The sequence below is a fragment of the Couchioplanes caeruleus genome (assembly GCF_023499255.1).
In the GTDB taxonomy this organism is placed as follows: domain Bacteria; phylum Actinomycetota; class Actinomycetes; order Mycobacteriales; family Micromonosporaceae; genus Actinoplanes; species Actinoplanes caeruleus_A.
This window is the reverse complement of the sequence record NZ_CP092183.1, coordinates 2,616,960-2,633,377: the sequence shown is the minus strand read 5'-3', so window position 1 is coordinate 2,633,377 and position 16,418 is coordinate 2,616,960. Positions and strand designations below refer to the sequence as shown.

The 16,418-nt window shown below is 73.7% G+C and carries 18 protein-coding genes; 11 read left to right on the top strand and 7 right to left on the bottom strand.

Annotated elements, in window-relative coordinates:
* The first annotated feature begins 191 nt into the window (after positions 1-191).
* The 4 genes from COUCH_RS12345 (at position 192) to COUCH_RS12330 (ending at position 3,291) form a co-directional block, all read left to right on the top strand.
* Positions 192-593: an ATP-binding protein gene (locus COUCH_RS12345; protein WP_249612221.1), complete on the top strand. Its 402-nt coding sequence runs from the start codon at positions 192-194 to the stop codon at positions 591-593.
* Positions 594-707: 114 nt separating this feature from the next.
* Positions 708-1,847, top strand: a complete 1,140-nt coding sequence (locus COUCH_RS12340; protein ID WP_249612220.1) for a PP2C family protein-serine/threonine phosphatase — start codon at positions 708-710, stop codon at positions 1,845-1,847.
* Between the two features lie 69 nt (positions 1,848-1,916).
* Positions 1,917-2,381 (top strand): MarR family transcriptional regulator, encoded by a 465-nt coding sequence (locus COUCH_RS12335; protein ID WP_249612219.1) that lies wholly within the window; start codon positions 1,917-1,919, stop codon positions 2,379-2,381.
* 34 nt (positions 2,382-2,415) lie between these two features.
* On the top strand, positions 2,416-3,291 hold the full coding sequence (locus COUCH_RS12330; RefSeq protein WP_249612218.1) for an LLM class flavin-dependent oxidoreductase: 876 nt from the start codon (positions 2,416-2,418) through the stop codon (positions 3,289-3,291).
* A 219-nt stretch (positions 3,292-3,510) separates the two neighbouring features.
* On the opposite strand, the gene COUCH_RS12325 is transcribed toward COUCH_RS12330, so the two are convergent.
* Positions 3,511-3,858, bottom strand: a complete 348-nt coding sequence (locus tag COUCH_RS12325; protein WP_199513700.1) for a histone-like nucleoid-structuring protein Lsr2 — start codon at positions 3,856-3,858, stop codon at positions 3,511-3,513.
* Positions 3,859-4,154: 296 nt separating this feature from the next.
* On the opposite strand from COUCH_RS12325, the gene COUCH_RS12320 reads away from it, so the two are divergent.
* Together COUCH_RS12320 and COUCH_RS12315 are read left to right on the top strand one after the other, a co-directional pair.
* Positions 4,155-4,631, top strand: coding sequence for a hypothetical protein (locus COUCH_RS12320; protein ID WP_249612217.1), 477 nt, complete (start codon positions 4,155-4,157; stop codon positions 4,629-4,631).
* The gene (locus tag COUCH_RS12315) at positions 4,628-5,959 is read left to right on the top strand and encodes a D-alanyl-D-alanine carboxypeptidase family protein (RefSeq protein ID WP_249612216.1); all 1,332 of its coding nucleotides are present in this window, start codon (positions 4,628-4,630) and stop codon (positions 5,957-5,959) included. Before COUCH_RS12320 ends, COUCH_RS12315 begins: the two co-directional genes overlap by 4 nt.
* 8 nt (positions 5,960-5,967) lie before the next feature.
* Here the strand turns inward: COUCH_RS12315 and COUCH_RS12310 are convergent, their stop codons facing one another.
* Entirely contained in the window at positions 5,968-6,465 is a 498-nt protein-coding gene (locus COUCH_RS12310) for a DUF456 domain-containing protein (protein ID WP_249612215.1), read from the bottom strand.
* 109 nt (positions 6,466-6,574) lie between these two features.
* Here COUCH_RS12310 and COUCH_RS12305 point away from each other — a divergent pair, with 109 nt between their 5' ends.
* Positions 6,575-7,222, top strand: coding sequence for a PIG-L deacetylase family protein (locus tag COUCH_RS12305; RefSeq protein WP_249612214.1), 648 nt, complete (start codon positions 6,575-6,577; stop codon positions 7,220-7,222).
* A gap of 123 nt (positions 7,223-7,345) precedes the next feature.
* Positions 7,346-8,254: a sigma-70 family RNA polymerase sigma factor gene (locus COUCH_RS12300; protein ID WP_249612213.1), complete on the top strand. Its 909-nt coding sequence runs from the start codon at positions 7,346-7,348 to the stop codon at positions 8,252-8,254.
* 55 nt (positions 8,255-8,309) lie between these two features.
* Here COUCH_RS12300 and COUCH_RS12295 read toward each other — a convergent pair whose 3' ends face one another.
* Positions 8,310-10,664, bottom strand: coding sequence for a HelD family protein (locus COUCH_RS12295; protein WP_430640973.1), 2,355 nt, complete (start codon positions 10,662-10,664; stop codon positions 8,310-8,312).
* Positions 10,665-10,845: 181 nt separating this feature from the next.
* Here COUCH_RS12295 and COUCH_RS12290 point away from each other — a divergent pair, with 181 nt between their 5' ends.
* Positions 10,846-11,364 carry a hypothetical protein gene (locus COUCH_RS12290; protein WP_249612212.1) on the top strand — a complete coding sequence of 173 codons (519 nt, stop codon included), beginning with the start codon at positions 10,846-10,848 and terminating at the stop codon, positions 11,362-11,364.
* 67 nt (positions 11,365-11,431) lie between these two features.
* On the opposite strand, the gene COUCH_RS12285 is transcribed toward COUCH_RS12290, so the two are convergent.
* Positions 11,432-12,274: a sigma-70 family RNA polymerase sigma factor gene (locus COUCH_RS12285; RefSeq protein WP_249612211.1), complete on the bottom strand. Its 843-nt coding sequence runs from the start codon at positions 12,272-12,274 to the stop codon at positions 11,432-11,434.
* 256 nt (positions 12,275-12,530) lie between these two features.
* Between COUCH_RS12285 and COUCH_RS12280 the strand changes: the two genes are divergently transcribed.
* Positions 12,531-14,027 carry a DEAD/DEAH box helicase gene (locus tag COUCH_RS12280; protein ID WP_249612210.1) on the top strand — a complete coding sequence of 499 codons (1,497 nt, stop codon included), beginning with the start codon at positions 12,531-12,533 and terminating at the stop codon, positions 14,025-14,027.
* 39 nt (positions 14,028-14,066) lie between these two features.
* On the opposite strand, the gene COUCH_RS12275 is transcribed toward COUCH_RS12280, so the two are convergent.
* Entirely contained in the window at positions 14,067-14,438 is a 372-nt protein-coding gene (locus COUCH_RS12275; RefSeq protein ID WP_249612209.1) for a VOC family protein, read from the bottom strand.
* A 35-nt stretch (positions 14,439-14,473) separates the two neighbouring features.
* On the bottom strand, positions 14,474-15,118 hold the full coding sequence (locus COUCH_RS12270; protein ID WP_249612208.1) for a hypothetical protein: 645 nt from the start codon (positions 15,116-15,118) through the stop codon (positions 14,474-14,476).
* A gap of 17 nt (positions 15,119-15,135) precedes the next feature.
* Here COUCH_RS12270 and COUCH_RS12265 point away from each other — a divergent pair, with 17 nt between their 5' ends.
* Positions 15,136-15,321, top strand: a complete 186-nt coding sequence (locus COUCH_RS12265; protein WP_249612207.1) for a hypothetical protein — start codon at positions 15,136-15,138, stop codon at positions 15,319-15,321.
* Between the two features lie 3 nt (positions 15,322-15,324).
* Here COUCH_RS12265 and COUCH_RS12260 read toward each other — a convergent pair whose 3' ends face one another.
* On the bottom strand, positions 15,325-16,365 hold the full coding sequence (locus tag COUCH_RS12260; RefSeq protein WP_249612206.1) for an App1 family protein: 1,041 nt from the start codon (positions 16,363-16,365) through the stop codon (positions 15,325-15,327).
* Positions 16,366-16,418 lie beyond the last annotated feature (53 nt).

Below are 16,418 nucleotides of genomic sequence, written 5' to 3'. Positions count from 1 at the left end.
GGCAGCGATTTTGCCGACCACGGGAAGGGAGACCGCCCGAACGGCCTGCGATAACAGGAAGTTCGGCCGGCCGGTCCCGGACCTCGTCCGGGCGACGCCTTTCACACTCGCGGTTAGCCGGGCCCCTCACCGGGGAACATTCGGGGCACGGCACCGGACGACGGGCGAGCGGCGGAGGAGGTCCGAGCCCCATGCGTATCTCGCTCCACCTGAACCTGCCCCGCGAGGCCGACAGTGTGCCCGCCGTGCGGCGGTTGCTGCGGTGCGCGCTCGCGGTGCTGCACGTCGACCGGGAGTCGGGCGAGGATCTGGAGATCGCGCTGAGCGAGGCGTGCGCCAACGTCGTCAAGCACGCCGCCGGGGCCGACACCATCGAGGTCCGCCTCGACGTGGCCGAGGACCGCTGCGCGATCGACGTCGCCGACAACGGCTCCGGCTTCGACGCCACCACGGTGGCCGAGCCCGACACGGTCAGCGACCGGGGCCGCGGCCTCTTTCTGATCAAGGCGCTGAGCGACAACGTCCGGATGCAGTCCACCCCGCGCCGGGGCAGCCTGATCCACTTCGAGAAGTCCTTCGCCGCGGCCCCGTAGCCCCCCTCCCGCCCCCGCGACGCCGTGGCCGTTCGGCCCGGCGTGGGGCCGTCGTGCCCGTTTCCTATCATTCTTGCTCTACTGCAAATATCGTCGTTTCCCCGGAGGGGCGTCGTGTCCGACCGTCCGACACCTGTGGGAGCGCTGCTGCGTGCGGCGCCGCCCGACCGGCTGCCCGAGGTGGCAGCCGAGCACCTGCGCCGGCACCACGGCGCCGGCCGGGTCGAGGTGCTGCTCGGCGACCTCACCCTCACCGGCCTGCGCCCGCTGCTGCAGCCGGCCGGCCCGGCCGGCGACGCGCTCGCCGCCCGGTGCTTCGGCAGCCAGCGCCCGGTGGTCGGGGACGCGTCCGGCAGCCGGTACGCGTACCTGCCGCTGAGCGTCTGGGGCGAGCGGCTCGGCGTGCTGTCCGTGCACACCACGCTGCCTGCCGGCGGGGGCCTCACCGAGCAGCTCACCACCGTCGCCGACGAGCTCGCCGTGGCGTTGCGGGCCGCCGGCACGGTGACCGACCGGTACCGGCAGGCCACCCGGCTGCAGCGCCTCACCATGGCCGCCGAGCTGCAGTGGGAGCTGCTGCCCGGCCGCTCCCTCGGCGACGAGCGGTTCCTCGTGGCCGGTCAGCTCGAGCCGGCGTACGCGGTCTTCGGCGACCACTTCGACTGGGTGCTCGACGGCGACCGGCTCACCGTCACGGTGCTCAACGGGTACGGCGACGGCCTCGAGGCGGCGGTGCTCACCACGGTCGCGGTGAACGCCATGCGCAACGCCCGCCGGGCCGGCGCCAACATCGTCGAGCAGGCCGAGCTGGCCTCCGACGCGCTGTACGCCCGCTACGGCGGCGCCGCGCACGCCGCCACCCTGCTGCTGGAGATCGACCTCGTCGGCGGCCACGTCGAGGCGGTCGACGCCGGTTCGCCCCGCGCGGTGATCGCCCGGGAGCGCGAGTTCCACCCGGTCAGCCTCGAGCAGCAGCTGCCGCTGGGCATGTTCAGCGACAGCCGCTACGAGACCCAGCGTTTCCTGCTCGAGCCCGGCGACCGGCTGCTCGTGGTCAGCGACGGCGTGCACGCCGCCACGCCGGGCGGACGGGCCCCGTACGGGGAGTCGGCTATGCTGACCGCCTTGCGCCGGACGCGGCTGCAGCCCGCAACCGAGGCAGTGGGCACGGTGATGCGCGGCCTGCGCGACTACCACGCGGGAACGGACCCGGCCGACGACGCCGTCACCGTCTGCCTCGATTGGCGGCGATGAGGCTTCACATCACCGCCGAACGGGTACGGCTCGCAACGCACTGAACGTTTCTGCGTACAGAGGACCGGCATGGAGCGCGTCACGGACGTCGCGGCGGCGGTGGAGTCGACGGTGGAGTCGTTGCTGGGCATCTTCGAGAGCGCCCGGCTGGCCCAGTCGCCGGCCGTGCCGCCGGCCCAGCTGCGGGTGCTGACGATCATCAGCCGCAACGAGCACACGAACATGAGCCGCCTGGCGGAGGCGCTGCAGGTGGTGCCGTCGTCGGCGAGCCGCCTGTGCGACCGGCTGGAGGCGACCGGCCTGCTCCGCCGGGTGCCCGACCCGCGGGACCGGCGCGAGGTGCGGCTGCTGCCCACCCCCGCCGCCGGCCGGCTGCTGCAGGAGCTGCGCGAGCGCCGGCAGGCCGCGCTGGCCGAGGTGCTCGAGCGGATGAACCCGGCCCGGCGCACCGAGCTCGTCCGGGCCCTCGTGGCCTTCGACACCGCGGCGGCGGCCGACGCCGACGCCGACAGCAACGGCCTGCGCACGGCCTGACGGCCGCCCACACACGCTGCGGTACGGTCCCCCGATGCGCATCGGCATCGTGATCCTTCCCGACGACCGCTGGTCCGTGACCCGGCACCGGTGGCGCCGCGCGGAGGAGTACGGCTTCGACCACGCCTGGACGTACGACCACCTCGGCTGGCGCGACCTCGTCGACGGGCCGTGGTTCGACGCCGTGCCGACCCTGACCGCCGCGGCGACGGTCACCAGCCGCATCGGCCTCGGTACGTTCGTGGCGTCGCCGAACTTCCGCCATCCCGTGCACTTCGCCCGCGAGCTGACCGCCGTGGACGACATTTCCGACGGCCGCCTGCTGCTCGGGGTGGGCGCCGGCGGCACAGGCTTCGACGCGGACGTGCTCGGCGGGCCGGCGTTGACGCCCCGGCAGCGCGTCGACCGTTTCGCGGAGTTCCTCGAGCTGCTCGCCCGGCTGCTGCGGGAGGACCACGTCTCGTACGAGGGCCACCACTACCGGGCGGTGGACGCGCGGACGCTGCCCGGCCCGGTCCAGCGGCCCCGGCCCCCGCTGCTCGTGGCGGCGAACGGGCCCCGCGCGCTGGCGCTGGCCGCCCGGCACGGCGACGGCTGGGTCACCACGGGCGGGCAGGGACTGGACGACGCGGCCGCGTGGTGGCATTCCGTACGCGAGGTGAGCGCCCGCTTCGAGGCGGCGCTGGAGAAGGGCGGCCGTACGGTTCCGCGGCGCATTCTGAACCTGGACTCCTCGCCGGTGTACTCACTGAGCAGTCCGGATGCCTTCGAGGACGCGGTGGGCCGTGCACGGGAGCTCGGATTCACCGACGTGCTGTCGCATTGGCCGCGGGCCTCGAGCTGGTACGCCGGCGACGAGAAGGTGCTGGAAACGGTGGCGCCGATGCTGCAGCGGCTGCGGGCATCGTGAAGCGCGGGGCCGAAAGGGCCGGAAATCTTACGAGTACAGGACTTTCTGCGTAGGACCCGGGCCGCCGGTTTCCTTGGCGGGGCGAGGGCTTTGCGCCGGGTCCGCGGCACGCCGGCAATAGCCCTTCCGGCGACCGCGCCCGATAACGCACCGCAGGCTCGCCGCACAGACGATTCCCCACCGGTCGGCCGCGCGGCCGGCCGATGGGGAATCACTTGCTCAGCGTCCGTGTGCCGCCCGGTACGCGCTGCTGACACTCGCCGGGATGCGGCCCCGTTCGGAGATCTGGTGGCCGTTGCGGGCCGCCCACTCCCGGATGAGCCTGTTCTCATCGCGGCTTCCCGCCGTGCGCGCAGGCGCCGGACGAGCAGTGCCGCGCCCCGATCCGGAACGGCCGATTCGCGTACCCGCATTGATGAACGGATCCAGGGCCTTGCGCAGCTTGCCGGCATTGGCCTCGGACAGATCGATGGTGTACGCCGTGCCGTCGAGACTGAACTCGACCGTACGGTCGGCCGGCTTTCCGTCGAGGTCGTCGATGAGGGTGGTGATTACCTGCCGCGCCATAACGACTCCTGAGGGGAAATCCGAAGAACCGGGGTCAGTCTGGCGTGTCCGGCGCGGTGCGCGCAACAGTTCTCCCGGATTTCGCCGCATATCGCGCACGCCGGGCAATAATCGGGACGTGGGCCTCACTAAATGCAACCACGCTATTCCACGCGGCAGTACCTATTCACGACCGTCGAGGCCCCGCGGCCGACCTGCGCGCCGGCCCGGCCGGGGTACCGCCGCGAATGGCGCCCGGCGGCGAGGGGCAAAACCCCGGTGGGCGAGGGGCCTGCCGGGCCGTTAGGGTCGTCGCCATGGACGCCGACGACGACCGTGCCGCCCCGCACGCGAGCGACCGGCGCACCGGCCCGGACCCCGGCTGGCACGAACAGCGCCGGCAGGCCGTGGCCGGCCACGCGGCCGCACTCGACGCCGCCCGGGCGGCCGAGGCGAGCCGGGCCGCCGAGCTGCTGGAGGGTTTCGTCCGGCGCGCCGCCCAGGCGGGACTCCCCCCGGGCCCGCTGCGGGCGATGTCGTTCGACGGCCGGTCCACGTACCGCACCTCGCTGCGCGGCTGGTATCTGAAGGCCAACCGGTCCGTGGCCGTGGGCGAGGACGGCCGGTACTACGTCCTGAGCGTGCCCTCGTCGCTGCGGGCCCGGTTCTCGGGCGCCGACGTGCCACCCAGCACCCCCCGGCTGGTGGTCGGCGCGGGCGGCGGCGACGGCGAGACCATCCCCCTGGCGGACCTGCTGGACCGCCGGCTGACCGCAGGAGTCGTCTGGCCGTGAGCTTCCGTTCCACGACCCGGCGCGTCGTCGCGTCCCTCGCCGCCACCGTCGCGCTGGGCGCCGCGGCCCTCACCGGGCCCGTCGCCGCCGCACCCGCCGCGGCTTCCGCATCCGCGAGCGCAAAGCCGGCCCGGGTGAGCAAGGCCGGGACCGTTCCCTGCCCGCGGCCGGACGTGAAGCCGCCGCCCGGCCGGCCGCCGCGCCCGACCCCGCCCCAGGACGACCCGGTGCTGCGGGCCGTCGGCGGCGACGCACTGGCCACCGACGGGCTCGTCGTGCCGCAGGGCGCGCGGAAGCCACCGGCGCTGACCGCCACCAGCTGGCTCGTCGCCGACCTGGACACCGGCGAGGTGCTCGGCGGGTGCGGCCCGCACGTGTACGGCACCCCGGCCAGCGTCCAGAAGATGCTGCTCGCCGCCACGGTCATGGACCGGCTCGACCCGAAGAAGACGATCACGGTCACCGACGGCGACCTGGCGATCGAGCCAGGCAGCTCGGCGGTCGGCCTGCTCAAGGGCGGGAAGTACACGATCGCGACGCTGTGGCTCGGGCTGCTGCTGAACTCCGGCAACGAGGCCGCCAACGCGCTCGCCCGGCTCGGCGGCGGCGCGGGCGGGGTCCCGGCCACCGTGGCGGCCATGAACGCCGAGGCGAAGCGGCTGGGTGCGTACCAGACGCACGCGGTGACCCCCTCCGGCCTGGACGGGCCCGGGCAGTTCACCAGCGCGTACGACCTCGCGCTCATCGCCCGCAAGTGCTTCGCCAACGCCGACTTCCGCCGGTACGCGCTGACCCGCGCCACGCAGATCCCCGCCCAGAAGCAGCTGAAGAAGGGCGGGTTCCAGATCCAGAACGAGAACAAGCTGATCTTCAACTATCCGGGTGCGCTCGGCGGCAAGACCGGCTTCACCAAGCTCGCCCGGCACAGTTACGTCGGTGCGGCGCAGCGCGGCGACCGGCGGCTGGTGGCGACGCTGCTCGGCGCGGAGGCCAGCCCGCTGCGCGGCTGGCAGCAGGGCGCGGCCCTGCTGGACTGGGGCTTCTCGCTGCCCCGGGACGCGTCGGTCGGCAAGCTGGTCGAGCCCGACGGCAAGGACGCGAAGGGTACGGCCGCAGACACCGAAGCCGCCCCCGCGGGCCCCGCCGCGGGCAGCACCCACCGCGCGGCCCCCACCGCCGCCCGGACCGCCGCCACGCCCGGCCTCTCCCTGGGCGCGGCCGCCGCCATCGCGGTGATCCTGGCCGGCACCCCGCTGCTGCTGCTGCTCACCCAGCGGCGCCGGCACCGCGTCCGCCGCCGGCCACGCGGCCGCCCGCAGGCCTCCTGACGCCGGAGCTACGCCGCGAGCAGGCCGACGACCCAGATCACCGCGATGCCGAGCGCCGCGGCGAGCTCGACCAGCATCGACAGCCCGACCGCCGTGAGCGCCTGACGGGTCGACGGCCACGCCGCGCCCGCGCCGAGGCGGGCCCGTTCGGCGAGGAACAGGCCGAGCACGAAGCCCAGCACCAGGCCCACCACCGGCACCACGAAGAAGCCCACCAGGCCCAGCAGCCCGCCGGCCACCAGCGACGAGGTGGGCACGCCGGTGCTCTTGAGGCGGCGGCCGGGCCACAGGTACTTGACGACCGTGCCGCCGACGGCCACGAGCGTCGCGAGGGCCAGGACCGCCCACCGCACCCCGCCGGCGTCGCCCAGCAGCGCCCAGAGCAGCACCGCCGCCCAGCAGAGCAGCAGCCCGGGCAGGACCGGGATCAGCACGCCCAGGACGCCGACCGCCATCGCGATACCCGCGATGAGGTTGACGGTCGTACCGGTGTCGGAGAGATCCATGTGACCACCCTGCCGCAGCCGGGCCACAACCCTCAACCGCAGCGCCGGGCGGCCGATGGACACTCAGCGCCGCCGACCGCGGCGACCAGGTGATCCGGAGGGGGTGGGCATGGCACGCAGCGTGCTGGCCGTCGGCGCCCGCCCCGGGGACCTGGAGTGCGGCTGCGCCGGCACCCTCGCCGCGCACCGCGCGGCCGGCGACTCGGTGACCATGCTGGTGCTGTCCTGCGACGGCGCCGACGATCCGGGTACGCGGCACGCCGAAGCCGCCGCCCGCGCCCTGGACTGCCTGCTCGTATGGGGACCGGAGGCCGCCGAGCGCCGCCGGGGCACGGAGCGCCGCGGGCAGGGCCGGGGCACCGGTGACCGCCGGCTGCGCCGTACCCGGCCCGGCGAGGGCTGGGACGGAGCCGCGATCGCCGCGATCGAGAACGTGCTCACCGGCGTGGACGCCGACGTGATCTACGTGCCCGCCCCCGCCGACCCGGACGCCGAGCGCCGGGCCGCCGCCGTCGCCACGCTCTCCGCGGCGCGGCACAGCGCACGGATACTGCACTACGCCGGCGAGTCCGCCGCGCGCTTCGACCCGACGGTGTTCGTCGACATCACCGCGTACCTGGACCGCAAGCTCGCCGTGGTCGCCGACCCGGAGCTGGCCACCGCCACGGCCCGGCACCTCGGTGCCCGGGCCCGGGTCCGCTACGCGGAGGCGTTCGTCCCCGAGCGCTTCGTCTGGGACGTCGCCGGCGCCCGCTGACGAAGCAACCGCGCAGCAACGTTCCGCAACCGGAACCTGTACCCGCAGTCACCCAGAGTTTCCCCTTGTCAGCCGGTGCCGCCCACCAGCCACGGGCCACCGACAACAACCGGGGGAAACGACATGACCAGCACCATGACGACCGCTGCCGACTGCGACGCCGCCGACACGACCGCCGTGCCGGCCCTGTCCGCCGCCGAGCAGGAGGAGCTGATCCGTACGCACATGCCGCTGGTCGGCCACCTCGTGCGCGACATGCTCACCCGCATCCCGAACCACATCCACCGCGACGACCTGACCAGCGCCGGCCTGCACGCGCTCGTCACCGCGGCCCGTGGCTGGGACCCCGAGCGCGGCATCCCGTTCCACCGCTTCGCGACCACCCGCATCCGCGGCGCGATCCTCGACGAGCTGCGTTCGCTGGACTGGGCCACCCGCTCGGTGCGCAGCAAGGCCCGCGCCACCGACGCCACCCGGCAGAACCTCACCACCACGCTCGGGCGTACGCCGACGAACGAGGAGCTGGCGCAGGCGCTGGGCACCACCACCACGGACCTGCACCAGACCGACAACGACGTGCAGCGCGCCACCGTCCTGTCCCTGCAGGGCTTCACCACCAGCAGCGCCGACGACCTGGTCACCGAGCGCACGCCGGGGCCGGAGGAGATGCTGATCCGCCGCGAGCAGATCGGCTACCTGCACCACGCGATCGGCTCGCTGCCGGAGCGGCTGCAGTTCGTCATCACCGAGTACTTCCTCAAGGAGCGCCCGATGGCGGACATCGCCGCCGACCTGGGCGTCACCGAGAGCCGCATCTCGCAGCTGCGCGCCGAGGCGCTGTCGCTGCTCAAGGACGGCATCAACACGCACCTCGACCCGCACCTGGCGCCGGTGCCGGAGAACCCGGAGAGCATCACGGCGCGCCGCCGGGCGAGCTACTACGCGTCGATCGCCGGGAACACGAACATGCACTCGCGGCTGGCCCTGACCAACGCGCACGGGCTCAGCCCGTACGCCCAGGGTGCCGCGTGACGCTTCAGCGGTGACGAGGGGCCGGCGCACACAGCGCCGGCCCCTCTCGCGTGTCTCACGCCAGCGCGTTCAGCACCTTCGGCAGGTCGGCGGTGTGCAGCACACCCAGCCGCCGCGTCGCCCGGGTCACCGCCACGTAGAGGTCGCTGAGGCCGCGGGGGCTCTCGGCGATGATCTGGTCGGGCTGGACGACGAGCACGCTGTCGAACTCGAGGCCCTTCGCCTGCCGCACGGTCATGAGCACGATGTGGTTGCGCAGGTCCGGCTGCTCCCCCACGGCGGCCTCCGGGATCGCCGCCACCAGCGCGTCGCCCAGCGACTCCTCGAGGGCGGCGGGCACCAGGACACCGACCCTGCCCTCCTGCGCCTCGGCCGCTTCCCGGCGTACGGCCGCAGTCAGCTCGTCGGCGAGCGCTTCCGGCCGCACGCGGCTCGCCCACGGCGTGACGCCGGCCTCCCGCACCGAGCGCGGCGGCTGCAGCGACGGGTCGACGGCGGCCAGCACGTCCGCGGCCACCGCCATGACCTCGGCGGGGGTGCGGTAGTTGACGGTCAGCTCGACCAGCCGCCACCGCTGGGCCACGTACGGCTCGAACACCCGGTCCCAGGTCGTCGTCCCGGACAGGTCGCCGGTCTGCGCCACGTCCCCGACCACGGTCATCGACCGGCTGGGACAGCGGCGCATCAGCAGCCGCCACGCCATCGGCGACAGCTCCTGCGCCTCGTCGACGATGACGTGCCCGAACACCCACGACCGGTCCGCGGCGGCCCGTTCCGCGGCGGTACGCGTGTCGATCACCTCGTGCCGCTCGACGAAGGAGCTCGCGTCCACGACGTCGACCGCGGACAGGATCTCCTCCTCCTCGTCCTCGAAGTCGAGCGACCGGGAGCCCTCGACGATCTCCAGCACGCCCTCGGCGTACTCGATCGCCTCGCGCCGCTCGCGGGCGGCGGCGCGGGCGCGCAGCGTGTCGTCCACTCCCAGCAGCTCGGCGAGCTCGTCGAGCAGCGGCACGTCGGCCGGGGTCCAGCGGGCCTGCCGGTCCCGCAGCAGCAGCGCGCGCTCCCCGGCGGTGAGGTCGTACGCCGCGGACTCGAGCCGGTCGGGGTCGCTGAGCAGGTCGCGCAGCACCTGCCGCGGGGTGAGCACCGGCCACAGCTCGAACAGCGCCCGCTGGACGTCCTCGTCCTCGTGCAGCTCGCGCCGGGTCTCGGCGAGGTCGGCCTCCTCCAGCAGGTTGTCGCCGCCGAGCGGGTCGGCGCCGATGCGCTCGGCGATCTGCAGGCTCAGCGCGTGGATCGCCTCGGTGACGAACATCTGGCGGGCCACGTTGTGCGGGCGGCCGGAGCGGCGCGCGGCGGCCCGGGCGTCCTCGCAGACGGCCCGCTCGATGCGCAGCGGATAGCCGTCGTGGTCGACCTCGATGTAGTCGTCCGGCACGGTCTGCCGGTCGGCGACCGCGCGGGCGAGCACGTCGAGCATCTCGAGGCGGCCCTTGAGCGCCGCCGTCCCGGGCGCCTCGGACGCGCGGGCGGTCACCCCGGGGAACATGTCGCCGAGAGTGGCGAGCAGCACGCCGGTTTCGGCCAGCGACGGCAGCACCTGCGAGATGTAGCGCAGGAACGTCGCGTTCGGACCGAGGATCAGCACGCCCTGCTTCGTCAGTTGCGCGCGGTGGGTGTAGAGCAGGTACGCCGCGCGGTGCAGCGCGACGGCGGTCTTGCCGGTGCCGGGGCCGCCCTGCACCACCATCACGCCCGGCAGCCCGGCGCGGATCACCTCGTCCTGCTCGGCCTGGATCGTCTCGACGATGTCGCGCATCCGGCCCGTACGGTTCGCCCCCAGCGCGGACAGCAGCGCCGCCTCGCCGGTCACGTCCTCGCGGCCGCCCGCCCCGGCGGTGAGGTCGAGCACCTCGTCGTCGATGCCGGTCAGCTGACGGCCCTTGGTGCGCAGGTGCCGGCGGCGGGTCACCCCCGCAGGCGACACGGCGGTCGCCAGGTAGAAGGGCCGGGCGGCCGGCGCGCGCCAGTCGACCAGCAGCGGATCGCGGTCACGGTCCTCGGCGAACAGTCCGAGCCGGCCGATGTACTGCGGCGCGTCGTCGGTGAAATCCAGCCGGCCGAAACACAGTCCGTTCTCGACGGAATTCATCTGGGCGACCTGCTCGGCCCAATGGCTGCGGGTGGCCTCGCGCTGGGAACGGCCCTGCGGGGTGCCACCGGCCTCGAGCAGGATCGCGCGCAACCGGTCGGCGGCCTGCTCACGCAGCACGTCGAGGCGGTCGTACAGCGTGGTCAGATAGGCCTGTTCGGACTCGATGTCATCGTTCCGCATGGTGTCCGTACCGTCGGCGGAGCTTGACAAAACCACTCCCTGATGTGGTAGCATTCGGCCGTCGACGACCATTCTGATTTTCTCCATCAGAGGGTCGTCTTTTTTGTTGCTTGGAAACGCTCAGAATAGCCGGTCCGCGTTACCCCTGACGACACCGTGGCGGAGGTTACGCCACGCGGCAGGCAGTGTCAGGAATCCGTCACCGTGCGGTGCCGGCCGTTACGCCGATGGGGGCTCCACCTTTAAGCGGGTCATGAACCACAGCCACCCGTTCCGTCGTCTCGGCGCCGTCGCCCTCGTCGCGGTCGCCGCGCTCGCCTTCTCCTCCGCCTGTTCCGACGACTCGGGCGACGCCCCGGCCGGCAACGCCGCCGCGGCCGCCGCCGGCGGACCGGAGCCCAAGACCCTCGAGGGCGCCAAGGCCGCCGCGCAGACCGTGTTCGACCGCTTCAGCGGCGGCGACTTCGGCGGCGCCTGGGAGATGTACACCGCCGCCGGCAAGGCCGCGATCAGCAAGGCGGACTACGTCAAGCTCAACGAGACCTGTTCCCGCAAGGGCCTGTCCATCCAGCTGACCAGCGCCCGGATGGACGGTGCCGACAAGGCCGTCGTCATCGCCAAGCAGCTGGTCGCCGCGCAGTCGTACACGATGGTGTACGAGCAGGACGCCTGGAAGCTCGAGCCCGCCAAGGAGGGCCTGGCCCTCTACGCCAAGGGCGCCGACCGGGCCATCGCCCTGCAGAAGAAGGCCGGCACCTGCGCCAACGCCTGACCCCCGTACGCGGCGAGGCCCGATCCCCCAGCGACGTGGGACCGGGCCTCGTTGTCCGCCTACGGGTTCAGGCCGCGACGGGCAGACCGTCCGGGCCGGTGAGCGCGAGCCGGTCCCGCAGGGTGCCCCGGGTCGCGATCTGGTCGTAGTACGCCGCCCGGCGCCGGGCCACGCAGCCGTCCTTGACGGAGGTGGCCACGCCCGGGTTGAGGTGGATGTTCAGGCCGTCCTTGAGCAGCGACAACGCCTCGGCGCGCAGCTGCGAGACGCGGGACTCGGTCACCCCCAGATCGGCGGCGATCTGCGCCATCGGACGCTCGTCGAAGAAGTACCCGGTGATGACCACGCGCAGGCGCTCGGGCAGGACCTCGATCGCGTGCCGCAGGTAGCCCAGGCGCTCGCGGCGGATCAGCATCTCCTCCGGGCCGGCGCTCGGCTCGGTCACCATGTCGTCGGCGCCGGCGGTGGCGAAGCCCTGCAGGCTGAACACCACGGCACGCTGCACGTCGTCGTCGGCCGACTCGATGTCCTCGACCGAACAGCCCAGCCGCTCGGCGACCTCGGCCAGGGTGGGCGTACGGCCCAGCTCGGCGGTCAGCTCCTGGCGCGCCGAGTCGGTACGCCGGGCCCGCTGCCGCACCGAGCGGCTCGCCCAGTCCAGGCCGCGCAGCTCGTCCAGCAGGGCGCCCCGGACCCGCGCCGCCGCGAACCGGGCGAACGGCACACCTCGGGACTCGTCGAAACCACGGGCGGCCGCGACCAGCGCCGCGTACCCGGCCGAGAGCAGATCGTCGCGGTTCACGTGGGCGGGCACCCGGGCGAGCATCTCGCGGACCAGGTGGCCGACGAGCGGCATGTGCGCCCGTACGGTGTCCTCACGACGGCGGTCGACCTCAACAGCACCGCTCATAGGGGGTCTCCTCGGAAGGTACCGGCCGGACGGTGGGGGGAGAGTCCGGCGCTGAGGAGAACGGTCTGATCCGCGAGGTGCAGGACGGGTCACACTCGGGTGCAGCAGGGTTGCGGTGGAGCGGGGCGTACACTTGATCTCGCGGCTTCGACCTGTTCTGCCTCGGGCCGCGTACGGATCGACCACCACGCGCCGCGACCCGTGAGGTCTGCGCCGGGCAGGACGACCCCTTCAGACGTTCGGAGTTCACACCTACATGTCCTCGTTCACCGATCTCGGCGTACCCGCCGAGCTCGCCGAGGTGCTCGCCGGTCTCGGCGTCACCAGCCCCTTTCCCATCCAGGCCGCGACGCTGCCCGACTCCCTGGCCGGCCGTGACGTGCTCGGCCGCGGGCGCACCGGCTCCGGCAAGACGTACGCGTTCGTGCTGCCGGTCGTCGCCCGGCTCGCCGGCTCCCGGACCCCGCGGCGCCCCGGCCGGCCGCGCGCGCTGATCCTCGCCCCGACCCGCGAGCTCGCCACCCAGATCGACGCGACCCTCGCGCCGCTGGCCGCCAAGCTGGGCCTGCGCACGCTGACGATCTTCGGCGGCGTCGGCCCCAACCCGCAGATCCGCGGGCTCAAGGCCGGCGTCGACATCGTCGTGGCCTGCCCCGGCCGGCTCGAGGACCACCTGCGCAGCGGGCACGCCAGCCTCGACGCCGTCGAGATCACCGTGCTCGACGAGGCCGACCACATGGCCGACCTCGGCTTCCTGCCGGTGGTCCGGCGCCTCATGGACGCCACCCCCCGCGACGGGCAGCGGATGCTCTTCTCCGCCACCCTCGACGGCGGCGTGGACGTGCTGGTCAAGCGCTTCATGAACCGCCCGGTCACGCACCACGTCGACGCCGCCGACGAGGCGCCCGTCGAGATGTCGCACCACGTGCTGCACGTGCGCCACGACGACCGGTTCCCGGTCCTGGTGGACCTGGTGGCGGCACCCGGCCGCACGGTGGTCTTCACCCGGACGAAGCGCCGCGCCAAGACGCTGACCCGTCAGCTCATCGCGGCCGGCGTACCGGCGGTGGAGCTGCACGGCAACCTCGCTCAGAACGCGCGCAACCGCAACCTGTCCGCGTTCTCCGACGGCAGCGCCGAGACCCTCGTGGCCACGGACATCGCCGCGCGCGGCATCCACGTCGACGACGTGGCGCTGGTGATCCACGCCGACCCGCCGGTCGAGCACAAGGCGTACCTGCACCGCTCCGGGCGTACGGCCCGGGCCGGCGCGCAGGGCACCGTGATCACGCTGATGACCGACGACCAGCAGGGCGACGTACGCGACCTGACCCGCAAGGCCGGCATCAAGCCGACCACGTCGAAGGCGCGGCCGGGCGACGCCCTGCTCGCGCAGCTGGCGCCGGGCAAGCGTACGTTCACCGCGCCGCCCGTCGCGGCTCCTGCCTCGGACGAGCCGGGCCGGCCGTCGGGTGGTTCGCGGCGCGGCCACGGGCGGGCCCGCCCCGCCGGTGCCCGCGAGCAGGCGCCGGCCGGCGGCGAGAAGTCCGGTGGCCGTCCGCCGAAGGGCCGGGGCGCGCAGCAGTCCCGGACCGGCGCGTCGGGCGGGCAGCCGCGATCGGCCGCGTCCGCCGGGCAGCCGCGGGCCCGTCGCAGCGGTGGCGCCGGTTCGACGCCGGTGCACACCAGCCAGTCCGGGGGCGCCGCCGCGTTCTCCTCGGGCACCCGCGTCGGTCGCCGCAGCGGCCGCTGACCCGTCGAGGTTCCCGGGCGGCCTCGGCCGTCCGGGCGGTCAGCCCGGCTGTCCTCTGAGGACGCAGAACTCGTTGCCCTCCGGGTCGGCGAGCACCGTGAAGCCCTCGTCGCCCGTCTGGCCCACGTCGGCCCGGCGGGCGCCCAGGCTCAGCAGCCGGTCCACCTCCGCCGCCTGGTCCTCGCCGCCCGTGACCACGAGGTCCGGGTGGGTGCGGTTCTTGCCGGACTTCGGCCCGGCCGACGCCTGCAGCCACACCGGGGGCGCCCCCGGGGCGTCGTCCGGCGGGTACAGCTTGGCGTTCCCGTCGCCGCCACGGTTGATCCGGTAGCCGAGCACGGCCGACCAGAACCGGGCCATCACGTCGACGTCCTGCACGTCCAGCGTCCACTGCGCGATGCGACTGGTCATCGCTTCCGGATACCCGGACCGGCCGCCGGTGACACTCAGGGGATGCTGACGGAGATCTCGTCGCCCAGCCGGTAACCGTCGCAGAGCTCGAGGTCGTCGCCGCTCCAGAAGCGGCCCGGGTCGTACCAGTTCGGCTGCTTGCCCCGCGGCAGCAGCCCCATGTCCTCGTACGTCACCGCGACCACCTCGGCGCAGTACGCCGTCTCGAGGTCGCCCGGGTCGGGCTTCTCCTGCTGCCAGGGCAGCCGGAGATGCGGCACCCGGCCCCGCGCCCAGCGCCAGGCGAGCTGCGCGGTCGACGGGAACGGCGTGCCGTCCAGGCGGGCCACCGTCTTGAGCGCCTTGTCCTCCATGTCCTTGCCCGCCGGCGGCTCGAGCTGACGCAGCCAGCCGCGCTGGCCGTACCGCTTGGCCCACACGGTGACCGCGTCGCGCAGGTCGTGCAGCTGCACGCCGCGCTGGAACGTGCCCGACCACCGGTCCGGCAGGGACTTGCCCAGCTCCGCGTGCCACATCAGCGGCGGCATGTCCTCGATCACGACGGACATGCCGACGTGGTTGACCGGGCTGTTGGTCATCGCCTGGATGGCACGGTCCGGGCCCGAGCGGCCCCGGAAGATCCAGATGTCACCCGTACGCGTCAGGTCGATGGCCTCGTCGAGGCTGATCTCGGCAACCACGTGTCTATCCTCGGCAGATGCGTTGGTGGAAAGTAGCGGGACTGGCCGGGCTGGCGGGCGTCGCCGCCACGGGTGTGGTGCTGGCACGGCAGGAGCGGCGACGGCGGGCGTACACGCCGGACGAGATCCGGGAACGGCTGCACGCCCGGGTGGCGGAGACGTCCGGGACCGCCCCGGACCCGGAGGCCGGCGCCGGGCGCTGACGCCTAGACAACGTCGGAGTCCCGCAGCAGCGACCAGAGGCCGGCGCCGTCCGGGGCGGAGAACCACGTCTTGCCGCCGGAGCCGACGGCCTCCGCGTTGCCCGTGGGCCCCGGGATCGCGCCGGCCAGCACGGCCTGGGTCGGCGACAGGCGACGGATCGCGACCGCGGTCACGTTGTCCGGGTGCGCATGCGCGAACTCGGAGTAGATCTCCTGGTCGTGCTGGCCGTCGTCGCCGATGAGCAGCCACCGGATGTCGGGGAACTCGCCGGCGAGCCTGGCCAAGGTGTTGCGCTTGTGTTCGCTCCCGCTGCGGAACCAGCGGTCCGGTGTCGGTCCCCAGTCGGTGAGCAGCAGCGGCCCGGCCGGGTAGAGGTGCCGGGAGAGGAACCGGGTCAGCGTCGGGGCGACGTTCCACGCGCCGGTCGACAGGTAGAAGACCGGGGCGCCGGGGTGGGCGTTGACCAGCCGCTCGTAGAGCACCGCCATGCCCGGGACCGCCATGCGGGCGTGCTCGTCCAGCACGAACGTGTTCCAGGCGGCGAGCAGCGGCCGGGGCAGCGCGGTCACCATGACGGTGTCGTCGATGTCGCTGATGACCCCGAACTTCATGGCCGGGTCCACCACGCGGATCGGCGCCTCGACCGGCTCCGCGCCCTCGGTGGACAGGCGTACGCACGCCCAGCCCGGATCCAGCTCGCCCCTGACCCGGGTGTCCACGTACCCGCTGCGGTCGGTGCGGGTCTGGTGCACCCGGTCGCCGATCCGGATCTCCACCAGCGCGTTGTTGACCGGCGACGTGGTGAAGCTGCGCCAGCCGCGGACCTTCTCCAGCCGCTTGGGGACCTGCGAGCTGCGGGTGAGCACGACCCGGGCCATGACGCGGGCCCAGCCGGGGGCACCGTACCCGGTGTAGGCGGTGATCACCGGCCGCCAGCCGCGCTGCCGGAGCCGTCGCTCGACGACCTCGTGGACGGCGTCCTCGATGCGGGCCGCGCGGTGCAGCCGCACGGCCGGCGGACGGCCCGCCGGGGTCACTGACACTTCGGCCTCCTGCCACTCGTCGTCGACGGCCCCTGTGACGGTACCCGGCCCGC

Excerpts from the sequence above, each read along its gene's own strand:
- COUCH_RS12310 (WP_249612215.1), bottom strand. The coding sequence starts at position 6,465 with ATGGATCTCTCCGACACCGGTACGACCGTCAACCTCATCGCGGGTATC.
- COUCH_RS12335 (WP_249612219.1), top strand. The coding sequence starts at position 1,917 with ATGGAGCGCGTCACGGACGTCGCGGCGGCGGTGGAGTCGACGGTGGAG.
- COUCH_RS12295 (WP_430640973.1), bottom strand. The coding sequence starts at position 10,664 with ATGGTCGTCGACGGCCGAATGCTACCACATCAGGGAGTGGTTTTGTCA.
- COUCH_RS12280 (WP_249612210.1), top strand. The coding sequence starts at position 12,531 with ATGTCCTCGTTCACCGATCTCGGCGTACCCGCCGAGCTCGCCGAGGTG.
- COUCH_RS12325 (WP_199513700.1), bottom strand. The coding sequence starts at position 3,858 with ATGGCGCGGCAGGTAATCACCACCCTCATCGACGACCTCGACGGAAAG.
- COUCH_RS12345 (WP_249612221.1), top strand. The coding sequence starts at position 192 with ATGCGTATCTCGCTCCACCTGAACCTGCCCCGCGAGGCCGACAGTGTG.
- COUCH_RS12290 (WP_249612212.1), top strand. The coding sequence starts at position 10,846 with ATGAACCACAGCCACCCGTTCCGTCGTCTCGGCGCCGTCGCCCTCGTC.
- COUCH_RS12330 (WP_249612218.1), top strand. The coding sequence starts at position 2,416 with ATGCGCATCGGCATCGTGATCCTTCCCGACGACCGCTGGTCCGTGACC.
- COUCH_RS12265 (WP_249612207.1), top strand. The coding sequence starts at position 15,136 with ATGCGTTGGTGGAAAGTAGCGGGACTGGCCGGGCTGGCGGGCGTCGCC.
- COUCH_RS12285 (WP_249612211.1), bottom strand. The coding sequence starts at position 12,274 with ATGAGCGGTGCTGTTGAGGTCGACCGCCGTCGTGAGGACACCGTACGG.
- COUCH_RS12320 (WP_249612217.1), top strand. The coding sequence starts at position 4,155 with ATGGACGCCGACGACGACCGTGCCGCCCCGCACGCGAGCGACCGGCGC.
- COUCH_RS12305 (WP_249612214.1), top strand. The coding sequence starts at position 6,575 with ATGGCACGCAGCGTGCTGGCCGTCGGCGCCCGCCCCGGGGACCTGGAG.
- COUCH_RS12300 (WP_249612213.1), top strand. The coding sequence starts at position 7,346 with ATGACCAGCACCATGACGACCGCTGCCGACTGCGACGCCGCCGACACG.
- COUCH_RS12275 (WP_249612209.1), bottom strand. The coding sequence starts at position 14,438 with ATGACCAGTCGCATCGCGCAGTGGACGCTGGACGTGCAGGACGTCGAC.